Origin of the sequence: Palleronia pelagia, assembly GCF_900110115.1 — a bacterium.
Taxonomy (GTDB): domain Bacteria; phylum Pseudomonadota; class Alphaproteobacteria; order Rhodobacterales; family Rhodobacteraceae; genus Palleronia; species Palleronia pelagia.
In genome coordinates, this window is record NZ_FOCM01000011.1 from 72,946 (window position 1) to 85,115 (window position 12,170).

Below are 12,170 nucleotides of genomic sequence, written 5' to 3' on the forward strand. Positions count from 1 at the left end.
GGCATCACCACACTCCTTATCCACATGTTGTGACCATGCCGCGCGATCTGACCGTTGAAGCTTTCCTGAATGTCGAGCGGTCGCTGACCGGGCGCACCTGGGTCGGGCCGGATGCCAACGACCTGCGCCTTGCCGAGGCGATGGCGCAGCAGACCGCCCTGCCCGCCTCGATCTGCGGCGTGCTGGTGCGCGCGGGTGTCGCCGCGGACGGCGCCGAGGCGTACCTGGCCCCGTCCCTGCGCGAGCTTCTGCCGGACCCGCGCGGCTTGCAGGACATGGGCCGCGCCGCCGGCCGTCTGATCCGCGCCGTGGACCGGGGTGAGCGGATCGCCGTGTTCGGCGACTACGACGTGGACGGCGCATGCTCCTCGGCCCTGCTGATCCTGTGGTTGCGGCAGATGGGCCGCGACGCGACGCTGTATATCCCCGACCGCATCGACGAGGGCTATGGCCCCAACGTGCCCGCCATGGCCGACCTTGCCGCGCGGCATGACGTGATCGTCTGCGTGGATTGCGGCACGCTCAGCCACGAGGCCATCGCGGCGGCTGAGGGCGCCGATGTCATCGTCCTGGATCACCACATGGGGGCCGAGACACTTCCGCCCGCCATGGCCGTGGTCAACCCGAACCGCATGGACGAGGACCGGTCGCTCGGCCATCTCTGCGCCGCCGCCGTGGTGTTCCTCCTGCTGGTCGAGGCCGGTCGGCTGCTGCGCGAGCGCGGCACGCGGGGGCCGGACCTCTTGAGCTTTCTCGACCTGGTCGCGCTGGCGACCGTGGCCGATGTGGCGCCGCTGATCGGGGTGAACCGCGCCTTCGTGCGCCAGGGGCTGACCGTCATGGCACGGCGCCAGCGGCCGGGGCTGGTGGCGCTGTCGGACGTGGCCCGGCTGGACACGCCGCCGACCGCCCACACGCTGGGCTTCGTTCTGGGACCGCGGATCAACGCGGGCGGGCGGATCGGCGCGGCGGACCTGGGCGCGCGCCTGCTGACCACGGACAACCCGGCCGAGGCCGCCGCCCTGGCCGCCCGGCTGGACGCGCTGAACGAGGAGCGCCGCGCGATCGAGACCGAGGTGCGCGACGCCGCCCTCGCCCAGGCCACCGCGCGCGGCACCGACGGCGCACTGGTCTGGGCCGCGGGCGACGGCTGGCATCCCGGCGTCGTCGGCATCGTCGCGGCGCGGCTGAAAGAAGCGACCGGACGTCCGGCCGTGGTCATCGGGCTCGAGGACGGTGTCGGCAAGGGATCCGCCCGGTCGATCAGCGGCGTCGACCTGGGCGCCGCGATCCACCGCCTCGCCGCCGAGGGCCACCTGGAGAAGGGCGGCGGCCACAAGATGGCCGCGGGCCTGACCGTCAGCGCCGACCGGCTCGAACCCGCCATGGCGCGGCTGGAAGAGCTGTTGGCCCGCCAGGGCGCCGCCGAGGGCGAATCGCGTGCCCTGACGCTGTCCGGCCTGCTCATGCCCGGCGCCGCGACCGCCGAGCTGATCGAGCGGATCGAGTGTGCCGGCCCCTTCGGCATGGGGGCCCCGGCCCCGCGCTTCGCCTTCGCCGATTGCCGGATTCTCGACGCGCGCCGCGTGGGCGAAAGCCACCTGAAGATCGCCTTCGGAGACGGCACCGGACCGCGGCTGGACGCGATCTGTTTCGGCGCCTTCGACGGCCCGTTGGGCGACGCGCTGACCGGCCACGGGGGCCGCCGGTTCCACCTGGCCGGCCGCCTTGAAGTGAACCACTGGAACGGCCGCAGCCGCCCGCAACTACGCCTGGACGACGCGGCCGAGGCCAGCGTGGCATGACGTCGGGGCGGCTTCGGGACCTGCGCATTTTTTCCGACAAAAAGCGCGGAAATCGTCTTGCAGCCCCCCCGCAGTTTGCTTAGAGACACCGCCAGTGGCCCGTTCGTCTATCGGTTAGGACGCCAGGTTTTCAACCTGGAAAGAGGGGTTCGATTCCCCTACGGGCTGCCACTTCTCAAAATTATCTCTTGATATCCTAGCGTTAGGACCAGAAATAGTCCCACCGGTTGGTTGGGCTGTGAAAAGTGGGACACTTTTGGTGGCGGATGTCGGTCCAGTGAGCTTCCGAAACGCGCTGGCGGCGCGCAATTTTTGGGACGCCCCCTTGGTGTAGCGCGTCACCTCCTTGGACGTCTGGTGGCCAGTGATCGCCATGATCTCGAACTCGCTGCACCCGAGCTCCGCCAGCCGTGCAGCGGCGGCCTTGCGGAGGCCATGCACCGAGCAGTTTCCCAGGTTTGCCGCGTCACACCATTTGCGGAATCGATTGCCGAACCCGGCTGCAGTGAACGGACGACCAAAGTCGTTCACGAGGAAGGTTGTATCGCCGGTTCCCTCGGTTGCCAGGTGGCGCTGCAATTCCGGGATGATCGGGATCTCGAGGGTGATCGGATGGCGGTTACGTCCCTTGTGCTGGGTGAAAGACAACCACACGACCCCATCGCTGCTTTCCCGGAGATCTTGCCAGCCAAACCGAACCAGGTCGGATCGGCGTTGACCGGTGTAGAGCGCCAACGCCAACGCCAGCCGGGCCATGCTTCCAACTGGGTGGGTCGCCTCGTAGGCCTTAATTTCCTCGAGTGTCCATGAGTGATATCCATCGGCGTTCGTCGCAAGATACTCGACCTGCCCGGCTGGATTAGTGTCGTGAAGGTCGTAACGCGTGGCAAATCTAAAGAGCTGGCGCAGGGTCTTGATCATGGTGTTCGCCGCTGCCGGCGTATCCATCATCGCATCCCGCCGCGATCTAACGTGGCGCGGCAGGAGAAACGCATAGGGCTTATCGCCATCATTGTTCGTATCGCAAAATCTCTCGAGGATGGAACGACGGGTTCGGCGCGTCGAGGGATCAAGCTGCCGATACATCGGCGATTTGAAGTATTGGACGCAGAGCCAACGAAGCGTCTTCGGCTGAACCTTCTTGGCCCCCGTTGCAGCACGACTTCTGGAAGACTGTTTCTGTGCCGATGCGGCTGCCTGATAATCTGAAAGAAATTCGGGCGAACCGACCGGACCTCGCAACCTGGTCTTCCGCTGTCCCGGCGGCCGATAATAAATGCGAACGTTGCCATGACGATCGGTGTCCTCCACCACATATTTCATGCGGCGCATCTTCATATCAGCGAGAGGCCTAATTGTCCCACGGGTTATCTACCATTTCTGCTCCGCCTTCGAGACGATCAAAGGCTCGGTCGACCTGCTTTCGGTCCCAGACCCGGCGGCCGTCGATGCGCTTTGGTGGCGGCATCCGGCCATCCGCCGTCAACGCGTCGAATTTCGACGCACCCACCCCAATATACTCGGCAGCCTCGCGCCGGGAAAGGCCGCGCCGCTCCGGGGGTAAGCAATAGCTACTGTTCGCCGACTTTCGCTCCAGCATATCAAGAGTGCCTCCTTCGACAACCTCGATGGAGACTGTCGATCAGCTTGATCATTAAATCGAGAAGGCATCTCCCGTCGTGGTACGGAAACTGATCGTAGCGCGCGCGTTTCGGTCCGAGAGTCAGAGGCCTGCGGCTGTCGCCGTGACGGGTCTGGAGGTCGGGAGAGTTCCTCGCGGCCGCCCGTCACGGAGATCACGACATGACCGATATCGAACTTCAGGACGACCCTCGTGACGCGTCGAGCGGCTACAAGGTAGATGTATCCCGCGGCGGCCATGACGGTCGCGTCTCGTCGGAATGGTTCGCGCGGCCCGACGACCAGCGCTACCTCTCGCTGTCGACGCTGAAGGCGGCGGTCAAGGGCCGCGCGGATCGGAGCCGGACGCGCATCGTCGAGAGCGCGGCGATCCGCGTCTACGCGAGCCGCGACGATCCGGAGGCGCTGGCGCTTATCGTGCCCGGAGCCGACGGGCCCGTTGCCCCGACCCACTGGAGCTTCGGCCAGCTCACGAGCCTCGTCGGTGCACCTGCGACCTATCTGCGCCAGCTTCCTGCGGCACTTGCAGGGATCAACCTGCAATACGGCCTGACCTCGCATCGGGCCGAACAGGTCAAGATACTCGAGACCACCAACGGACGCGCTGAACTGCGGGCCGTCACTGGTCCCGATTACGGGCGCATCTACGACCACGAGCTGGTCGCGGCGGTCCAGCGGATCGCGGGCGACGGCGTCGGCGAAACGCGCTGGAAGGTCCCGGGCGTGCTCGACTGGTCGACCGGCCTCTACAATCCGAATGTCGACGTCACCAAGGAGACGACGACGCTCTACGCTTCCGACCGCGACGTGTTCCTGTTCCTCGTCGACGATCGCAATCCGATCGAGGCCGGGACATTGCCAGACGGCTCGCCCGACCTGTTCTTTCGGGGGTTCTATTGCTGGAACTCGGAGGTCGGCGCGAAGACGCTCGGCATCGCCAGCTTCTATCTCCGGGCGGTCTGCCAGAACCGCAATCTCTGGGGCGTCGAGGACTTCCAGGAGATCAGGATCCGGCATTCCAAGCACGCCGCGAACCGCTTCGCGCACGAGGCGGCCCCCGCCCTTGCGACCTTCGCGGACTCCTCGCCCGCGCCCTTCGTCCAGGGCATCCGGGCCGCGCGGGAGCGGATCGTCGCCCGCACCGAAGAGGATCGGACCGACTTCCTGCGCAAGCGCGGCTTCGGCAAGGCGGAGACCTCGAAGATCGTCGAGACGGTATTGGCCGAGGAAGGCCATCCACCGGAAAGCGTCTTCGATTTCGTGCAGGGCATCACGGCGGTCGCGCGACGCAAGACGCAGCAGGATGCGCGGCTTGCGATGGAGGGGCGGGCGAAGGCGCTGCTCGAACGCGTGGGCTAAGCCCAAACTCCATCCGGTGCGTCGCTCCCCCCTCTGCCCGGCCTTCTCGGGCGTATCCTTCGCGGCTGGGTCGCGGCCGGAGAGAAAGAGGGTGGAGGGGGTTTTCGTGACGGGTTCGGAAGGTCGGGGGAGTGGCTCCCGGCCGATCCGTCACGGAGACGACCCATGACCGCCAAGACCAAGATCACCCTCAGCGCCTCGCGCGACATCCCCTTCGACAAGCTCCGTCTCAGCCAGGCCAATGTCCGGCACATCAAGGCCGGCGTTTCGATCGAGGAGCTGGCCGAAGACATCGCCCGGCGCACGCTGCTCGCCAGCCTCACCGTGCGGCCCCTGCTGGACGACAACGGTGCCGAGACCGACCTCTACGAGATCCCCGCGGGCGGGCGGCGCTTCCGGGCGCTGGAACTACTCGTCAAGCAGAAGCGCCTCAACAAGACCGCACCCGTGCCCTGCATCGTGCGCACGGACGGCATCGCCGAGGAGGACAGCCTCGCCGAGAACATCCAGCGCGCGCCGCTGCATCCGCTGGACCAGTTCCGCGCCTTCCAGGCCATGCGCGAGCGCGGCACCGGCGAGGAAGAGATCGCCGCCGCGTTCTTCGTCTCGACCGGTGTCGTAAAGCAGCGGCTGAAGCTGGCCTCGGTCGCACCTGTCCTGCTCGATCTCTATGCCGAGGACGACATGACGCTCGAGCAGCTGATGGCGTTCACGGTCAATCCCGACCACGAGCGCCAAGAACAGGTCTGGGCCGCCATCGCGCAGGGCTATTCGAAGGAGCCCTATACGATCCGGCGCATGCTGACCGAGGCAACGGTGCGCGCGTCCGACAAGCGCGCGTGCTTCGTCGGATTGGAGGCCTACGAGGAGGCCGGCGGCGCGATCCTGCGCGACCTGTTCCAATCCGACGACGGCGGCTGGCTGCAGGATGCGGGGCTACTCGACCGGATGGTCGCCGAAGGGCTGAACGACGCCGCGGCCGAGATCGCGGCCGAGGGCTGGAAATGGGTCGAGACCGCACCGGACTTCGCCTATGGCCACAGCTTCGGCCTGCGCCGGTTGATCGGCGATCCCATGGAGCCGACCGACGAGGAGACGGTTGCCTACGAGGCGTTGAAGGCGGAATTCGATCGGCTCGAGGAGCAGTACGACAGCACCGAAGAACTGCCCGACGCGGTCGACGCGCGCCTGGGCGAGATCGAGGACGCGATGGAGGCCTACCGGGACCGTCCCCTGAGCTTCGATGCCGAGGAGATGGCGCGCGCGGGAGTCTTCGTCAGCCTCGACCATGACGGCACCCTGCGGATCGAGCGCGGCTATGTGCGACCGGAGGACGAGGTGCCGATCGAGCAACCGGAGGCAGGTTCAGAAGACCCGGACGCTTCGGAGGCGGACGGAGACGCGGCGATGTCGCAGGGCACGGAGACGCCCGAGCCGGACGACGCGCCAGAGGAGGACGGCATCAAGCCGCTGCCGGATCGACTGGTGGCGGAACTTACGGCGCATCGAACGTTAGCGCTGCGCAACGCGCTGGCGGGCGATCCGGACCTGGCCTTCCGCGCCGCGCTGCACGCGATGTGCCTGAAGCTCTTCTACCGCTACGCGCCGGACAGCTGCCTCGAGATCGACGCCAAGTCGGTCGGGTTCGGCGCGCAGGCACCGGGCCTCGCCGAGAGCGCATCGGCGCAGGCGATAGATACGCGGCATGAGAGCTGGGCGGCACAGCTGCCGAAGGCCTCCGATGATCTCTGGGACGCGCTGGCGGGTTTCGATGCGGAGAGCCGGAGCGCGCTTTTCGCCCATTGCGTCGGGCTGACGGTAAATGCAATCGACGAGGCCTACCATCGCCGACCCGGTGCGCTTGCCCACGCCGACCGGATCGCGCAGGCGACCGGACTCGACATGGCGACGGCGGGGTGGCGACCCACCGTGGATACCTATCTCGGCCGGGTGACGAAGGCGCGTATCCTGGAAGCGGTTGCGGAGGCGAAGGGCAGCGCGCAGGCGCAGCTGATCGACCACCTGAAGAAGCCGGAGATGGCCGGCGAGGCGGAAACGCTGCTCGCCGACAGCGGCTGGGTGCCGGAGCCGCTGCGCACACCGAATGCCGACGTCGCAGAAACGGCGGCGGAGGACGGCGAACGGGCCATCGACCCAAACGCGGAGGACGGCGACGATGGGGACGAGCCCACGGATGCGCTCCAAGCGGCGGAGTAACGCCTCTCCCTCCCACTCCCTTTGGGCCCGCAGTCACCGACGGTGGGCCTTTTTTTGCCGAACGGAGGCCGATCCATGCAAAGCGCATCAGACCTCGCCGCCGATCTCGCGGCCCACGCCGAGGCGGTCTGCCGGGAATACCTGTCGAACGGCAGGCGTCAGGGATCCTATTGGCTCGTCGGCAATCTCGACAACGATCCCGGTCGATCCCTCTTCGTCCGGCTGACGGGGCCCGCCCGCGGCACGGGCGCGGCAGGGCGCTGGACCGATGCCGCGACGGGACAGCACGGCGACCTGCTCGACATCATCCGCGAGACCTGCCGCCTGACCGACTTTGCGGACGTGGCCGACGAGGCGCGGCGCTTCCTGCACCTGCCGAAGCCGGACGGCCGACCGACGATCGAGCGCGTGGCGTCCGGATCACCAAATGCTGCGCGACGCCTATTCGCCATGGCACGCCAAATCCGGGGCACCTTGGCCGAGACCTATCTCGCCGCGCGCGGCATCGCCGATCTTGCGGGCACTGATTGGCTGCGCTTCCATCCGACCTGCTTCTATCGCCCGGATCGGTATAGCCCGACCGAGACCTGGCCCGCGCTCATCGCGGCCGTCACAGATTCATTCGGCACCCTCACCGGCGTGCACCGGACCTGGCTCGACCCGGACGGGTTCAGCCGCGCCAATCTCGGCAAGGCGCCCATCGACACGCCGCGACGGGCCATGGGCCGGCTGCGCGGGGGTGGCGTCCGGTTCGGCACGACCGCCGATATCCTGGCCGCGGGCGAAGGCATCGAGACCGTCCTGTCGGTGCGGCAAGCCCTTCCCGCCCTGCCCGGCATCGCGGCGCTCTCCGCCGCGCATCTCGCCGCCATCGACCTGTCCCCCGCGCTTCGCCGCCTCTATGTCCTGCGCGATGTCGATCCGGCGGGCGACGCCGCTCTGAAGGCATTGACGGATCGCGCCAGGACCCTCGGCATCGAATTGATCCCGCTCACCCCATCGCGGGAGGATTTCAACGAGGACCTAATGGCGTTCGGTGCGGACGGGCTGCGGCACCACCTGCGGAGCCAGCTCGCGCCCGAGGATGCCGCGCGCTTCCTGCCGATCGGCGGGCAGCGCGACAAGACCGCCTGAGCGGACCGCGCCGATCCCGGAACGTTGCCGGCGTGGCGGCACCGGATCGAGGGAGAGCCGCGCCCACGGCCTTCAAAAAGGGCTGTGGTCTGCGGCAAGCGGGCCGGGCCGGCAATGGCGAGGGGCGGCTCTTTTCCGCCGCGCGGCGAGAGGCGCCGCGCTTTGCATCGCGATCCAAAAGAGCCGCCCCCCGCCATCCTCCGCTGCGCTCCGGCCGACGCGCCCATGGGGTAACCGCAAAGCATCCCTTCGGGGGCATGCGCCGGTGCAGGTCCGTCCCGCCGGCCGCGTCCCGTCGCCATGAAGGCCGCGCGAGGCGCGGTCCCCCGACGAGGAGCCACCACATGACCGATTATCCCGACATCGCCGAAACCGCCCCCTCCGCCACCGCGCAGGTGCTCGCCGACCTCGAACTGCACGGATACCGACCCTCCGCCTCCGAGCCCGATCCCCGCGACTGCCCCGACGACGACGTGGCCGCCCGCGCCGCCGCCGACATCCTCACCGTCCTCGTCTCCGCGATGGCCGAGACCGCGCTCGATTGGGACCTCGACGAATTGCTCTGGTCGAGCGTCAACATGTTCCACCGCGCCGTCCTTCGCATCGAGCGCAAGCTCGACGACAACGAACAGGCGCAGAAGCGCGGGCAGCGGGAACAGGACGGGTCCGAGGTCGCCGCGGTCCAGCTCGAGACCCTGATCGAGATCGGACAGGGCCTCCTGCAGCGCCGCGACAGCCTGGAGGTCTTCCGCGACAGCGCCGCGGACCAGTATCTCCGGCTCACCGGATCGCCCTGGACGCCGCGCTCGGGCTCCCGGGTGAACCATCGGCATCTGACCGCGGCCACGATCGACAGCCGGGACTTTCTCTCGGCCAGGCGACGCGCCGACAGCACCCTGCTGATCCCCAAGGGCACGAAGATCGCCTTCGCGGGCGGCATGGACTGTCAGGATCACAATCGCATCTGGGCCGTGCTCGACAAGGTGCAGGCCAAGCACCCGGACATGGTGCTGCTCCATGGCGGATCGCCGAAGGGTGCCGAGCTCATCGCCGCCAAATGGGCAGAACATCGCGGCATCACCCAGATCGCGTTCAAGCCGGACTGGTCGCGACACGCCAAGGCGGCCCCGTTCAAGCGCAACGACAGTCTGCTCGACACCCTGCCGGTGGGCCTGATCGTCTTTCCGGGCACGGGCATCACCGACAACCTGGCCGACAAGGCCCGCACGCTCGGCATCCCGCTCTTCGACTTCCGCGACCGGGGCGGCGCGTGAGCGCCCCCTCGGTCCGAACCGACACCTCCATCGGCGGGAATTCGCGTCTCGTCGATCGGACACCGCCAATTGCGCGCAATGTCCTCCGAAGAACTGCGGGAATCTGCTATAGTACCCTCAGGCGCTTGGCGGTGGAGGATGCGCGTTTGACAGCCCATACGGGAGAACGCTTCATGTTCATCGGCAGCCTCGTCAGTCTTCTCGGCCTCGGCATCCTGCTTTGGCTCCTCTTCACCCTCGCGATCCACGCGCTGCCCTTCTTCGTCGGCCTGACCGTCGGGATGTACGCGAATGAGAGTGGCGCGGGCCTTGCAGAGGCGCTCGGAGCCGGGTTCTTTGCTGGCATCGGAGCACTCGTCCTCGGCCAGCTCCTCATCGCCATCCTCCGCAATCCGTGGCTGCAGGCCGGTGTCGCGCTGGTCTATGCCCTCCCGGCGGCGCTCTCTGGATACTACGCCGTCCATGGGCTGTCCGGCATCGGGTTCGATGCCGAATTCTTTCGCGTCGTGCTCGGCGGTCTCGGCGGTCTTATCATCGGCGGCACGGCCTGGGTCCGCATGGGCAATCTCTTCGGCACTGGCCCCGATCCGATCGACGGGGAAGAGGCGACGATCCTTCCCCGTTGACCGGCAGGCTGGAACCAACGGGAGACGCCGCCATCCTCTCTGTCGAAGAAGGCCGGGATGGAGCGAGCAGCGGCCCGCAGCGCCCTGCCGCGACGGGAGCGGCTCTCCTCCGTCGAGGCCTCGCTGTGCCGGGTAATCTCGCTGCGTCTAGTGTCGATCCAGTTGCGGGAGGCATTCGGAGCGCGGCCGTTCTCCTCAGCGCTATCCGGCCCGTCTACACGCCGAGGCTTCTCTTTCTGCGACGGAATATTCGCCAGACTTGAAGCGGGGCACCGACGGCCGCCAGTCTCCCGATCGGGGCGTCGTCCCGGCACCCGCCCGCACGCGGACCTCTCGAGGTGTTGATCTGGCCGGGATCGGCTGGCGCCTCGATCGCCTTGGCCGCAACGGCTCCGCCGGAGCTTTCTTCCCCTGGCCTTCGGCCATTCCTCGCGGACGACCCGGGTGGGTCCAAGAAAGCCCCGGCTGCGCCGTCCTCCGCGGCGCTGCGGGCCGTACCGACTGCGTCGGCGCTCGTCCCGGCCCTGTCGATCACCATCGAGGCCGCGATGGGCGCGGGTTCGAAACAACAGCGATCAGGAGACACGACATGGCGACCATCGGCACCTTCAAGAAGTCCGGCAGCGAATATACCGGCGAAATCGTCACCCTCAGCGTCCAGGCCAAGGCGGTCCGCATCGTCCCCGAGGACAGCCGCACCTCCGACAACGCCCCCTCCCACCGGGTCTTCGTCGGCCGCGCCGAGATCGGGGCGGCCTGGTCCAAGACCTCGACCGAGGGCCGCGCCTATCTCGGGCTCAAGCTCGACGATCCGAGCTTCACCGCGCCGATCTACGCCAACCTCTTCGACGACGAGGACGGCGACGGCTACTCCCTCATCTGGTCCCGGGCCCGCCGGACCAACGGCGACTGAGGATCGCCATCGCCCCGCCCGAGCGATCGGGCGGGGCCACGCGCGTGAACAACCCGATGATGAACCCGCCGCAGGCGCGCGAGCAAATGCCGATGACATGCATCCTTAGCGCACTTCGTCGTCAGGCCTCAGCAAGTCCAAGTGATCGACGCCCAAGGCCTGAGCCAATTCGTAGAGCGTAATGATCGTGGGGTTCCGCCTTCCACGCTCGAGGCCGCTGAGATACTGCTGGCTGAACCCAGACAATTCCTCGACCTGTTCTTGTGTGAGGCCCCGCTCCTGCCGCAAGCGGGCAAAGTTTCGGCCGACCAGTCTCCGCATATCCATGCACGAGCGGTCGCAGCCTACATATTATAAGCGCCGCTTCACTGATGCTCCCCGCGTCGGCGACGGCCAGAAAATATCGTAGCTGGCGCAACTCCATCCGATTGATCCTGTTTTGTCTGGTGTTGTTGGTAGATCAGGGTCCCGGCGACCAACCTGCATGCACAATTTCCGCGAGCCGTGGCCGTCCACCGGTCAAATAGCTGGCCGCTGAGGGTCCAGAACGCTCGGCAGAGAGCATCGTGTCGTGTGAAGCGAATCCATTTCTCCGACCAGTACGGACATACGTCTCCTCACGGGTTCGTCTTGAGCGTCCGACGTCTCATTATCCCTGTCGCCGTATTCGCTGATGGTCCGATACCCAGGGCGTGTTCCCGCCGATGGACCATCACACGCTCAGGTTGCGCTATGGCGGTCCGCAAACGCACGATACAATACGAAAGCAGGCGAAACGAAGCGAAACGAAAGCTCGCTGGCCATTGATAAAGAACGGAAAATATTTCGTCCCACCAGTGGACGACAGCAGGGACTTGAAGACCCTGTTCCAGCATCGGTCGTGTCTCGAATGCTGTGGAAATTCCCTGGCAGCGTGTTCCGGGCATGTGAAGGTTCGGCCTCTCAGGCGGCGAGGTCAAGGGACATGGGTCCGAGGGGCTGAGAGAGGGTCTCCCATCCGTCGACCTTGCGCATCTGGATCTGGCCGGAGGCGAGCAGCGCCCACAGCAGCATGGGCACGGTCTCTGCGCATGGCAGCACGGTCTGCGTCTTGATGCGGCGCCGAAATTCGCCGTTCAGCCGTTCGATGGCGTTGGTCGTGCGCGCGGATTTCCATTGCGTCGGATCGAGCCGTGTGAAGGTGAATAGCCGGTCGCCTGCT

Annotated in this window: 10 protein-coding genes, 1 tRNA gene and 1 pseudogene; 8 read left to right on the forward strand and 4 right to left on the reverse strand. The window is 67.0% G+C overall.

The features are described from left to right. Window positions 1-35: 35 nt before the first annotated feature. Both recJ and BMX96_RS17730 read left to right on the forward strand, forming a co-directional pair. Window positions 36-1,805 carry a single-stranded-DNA-specific exonuclease RecJ gene (gene recJ, locus BMX96_RS17725; protein ID WP_091846689.1) on the forward strand — a complete coding sequence of 590 codons (1,770 nt, stop codon included), beginning with the start codon at window positions 36-38 and terminating at the stop codon, window positions 1,803-1,805. Window positions 1,806-1,901: 96 nt separating this feature from the next. Continuing rightward, window positions 1,902-1,976 (forward strand) — tRNA-Glu (locus BMX96_RS17730). Between the two features lie 159 nt (window positions 1,977-2,135). Here the strand turns inward: BMX96_RS17730 and BMX96_RS20150 are convergent. Together BMX96_RS20150 and BMX96_RS17740 are read right to left on the reverse strand one after the other, a co-directional pair. Further along, a pseudogene (locus BMX96_RS20150) lies at window positions 2,136-3,143 on the reverse strand (tyrosine-type recombinase/integrase); the annotation flags it as partial. Between the two features lie 13 nt (window positions 3,144-3,156). Next, window positions 3,157-3,405, reverse strand: coding sequence for a helix-turn-helix transcriptional regulator (locus tag BMX96_RS17740; protein ID WP_091846690.1), 249 nt, complete (start codon window positions 3,403-3,405; stop codon window positions 3,157-3,159). 203 nt (window positions 3,406-3,608) lie between these two features. On the opposite strand from BMX96_RS17740, the gene BMX96_RS17745 reads away from it, so the two are divergent. The 6 genes from BMX96_RS17745 (at window position 3,609) to BMX96_RS17770 (ending at window position 10,969) form a co-directional block, all read left to right on the forward strand. Beyond that, window positions 3,609-4,805 carry a DUF932 domain-containing protein gene (locus BMX96_RS17745; RefSeq protein WP_091846691.1) on the forward strand — a complete coding sequence of 399 codons (1,197 nt, stop codon included), beginning with the start codon at window positions 3,609-3,611 and terminating at the stop codon, window positions 4,803-4,805. 165 nt (window positions 4,806-4,970) lie between these two features. Beyond that, on the forward strand, window positions 4,971-7,022 hold the full coding sequence (locus BMX96_RS17750; RefSeq protein WP_091846692.1) for a ParB/RepB/Spo0J family partition protein: 2,052 nt from the start codon (window positions 4,971-4,973) through the stop codon (window positions 7,020-7,022). Window positions 7,023-7,097: 75 nt separating this feature from the next. Continuing rightward, a complete protein-coding gene (locus BMX96_RS17755) occupies window positions 7,098-8,156 on the forward strand; it encodes a DUF7146 domain-containing protein (RefSeq protein ID WP_091846693.1) in 1,059 nt (352 codons plus the stop codon). Window positions 8,157-8,500: 344 nt separating this feature from the next. After that, window positions 8,501-9,430: a DUF2493 domain-containing protein gene (locus BMX96_RS17760; protein WP_091846694.1), complete on the forward strand. Its 930-nt coding sequence runs from the start codon at window positions 8,501-8,503 to the stop codon at window positions 9,428-9,430. Window positions 9,431-9,603: 173 nt separating this feature from the next. Further along, window positions 9,604-10,056 (forward strand): hypothetical protein, encoded by a 453-nt coding sequence (locus BMX96_RS17765; protein ID WP_091846695.1) that lies wholly within the window; start codon window positions 9,604-9,606, stop codon window positions 10,054-10,056. Between the two features lie 589 nt (window positions 10,057-10,645). Next, entirely contained in the window at window positions 10,646-10,969 is a 324-nt protein-coding gene (locus tag BMX96_RS17770) for a DUF736 domain-containing protein (RefSeq protein WP_091846696.1), read from the forward strand. Between the two features lie 105 nt (window positions 10,970-11,074). Here the strand turns inward: BMX96_RS17770 and BMX96_RS17775 are convergent, their stop codons facing one another. Together BMX96_RS17775 and BMX96_RS17780 are read right to left on the reverse strand one after the other, a co-directional pair. Continuing rightward, window positions 11,075-11,296 (reverse strand): helix-turn-helix domain-containing protein, encoded by a 222-nt coding sequence (locus tag BMX96_RS17775; RefSeq protein ID WP_091846697.1) that lies wholly within the window; start codon window positions 11,294-11,296, stop codon window positions 11,075-11,077. 615 nt (window positions 11,297-11,911) lie between these two features. After that, a partial coding sequence (locus tag BMX96_RS17780) for a transposase (RefSeq protein WP_139209959.1) occupies window positions 11,912-12,170 on the reverse strand: 259 nt, incomplete at its 5' end.

Bases quoted from the DNA above. Each gene is read 5' to 3' on its own strand.
- recJ (WP_091846689.1), top strand. From the start codon at position 36: ATGCCGCGCGATCTGACCGTTGAAGCTTTCCTGAATGTCGAGCGGTCG.
- BMX96_RS17740 (WP_091846690.1), bottom strand. From the start codon at position 3,405: ATGCTGGAGCGAAAGTCGGCGAACAGTAGCTATTGCTTACCCCCGGAG.
- BMX96_RS17745 (WP_091846691.1), top strand. From the start codon at position 3,609: ATGACCGATATCGAACTTCAGGACGACCCTCGTGACGCGTCGAGCGGC.
- BMX96_RS17750 (WP_091846692.1), top strand. From the start codon at position 4,971: ATGACCGCCAAGACCAAGATCACCCTCAGCGCCTCGCGCGACATCCCC.
- BMX96_RS17755 (WP_091846693.1), top strand. From the start codon at position 7,098: ATGCAAAGCGCATCAGACCTCGCCGCCGATCTCGCGGCCCACGCCGAG.
- BMX96_RS17760 (WP_091846694.1), top strand. From the start codon at position 8,501: ATGACCGATTATCCCGACATCGCCGAAACCGCCCCCTCCGCCACCGCG.
- BMX96_RS17765 (WP_091846695.1), top strand. From the start codon at position 9,604: ATGTTCATCGGCAGCCTCGTCAGTCTTCTCGGCCTCGGCATCCTGCTT.
- BMX96_RS17770 (WP_091846696.1), top strand. From the start codon at position 10,646: ATGGCGACCATCGGCACCTTCAAGAAGTCCGGCAGCGAATATACCGGC.
- BMX96_RS17775 (WP_091846697.1), bottom strand. From the start codon at position 11,296: ATGGATATGCGGAGACTGGTCGGCCGAAACTTTGCCCGCTTGCGGCAG.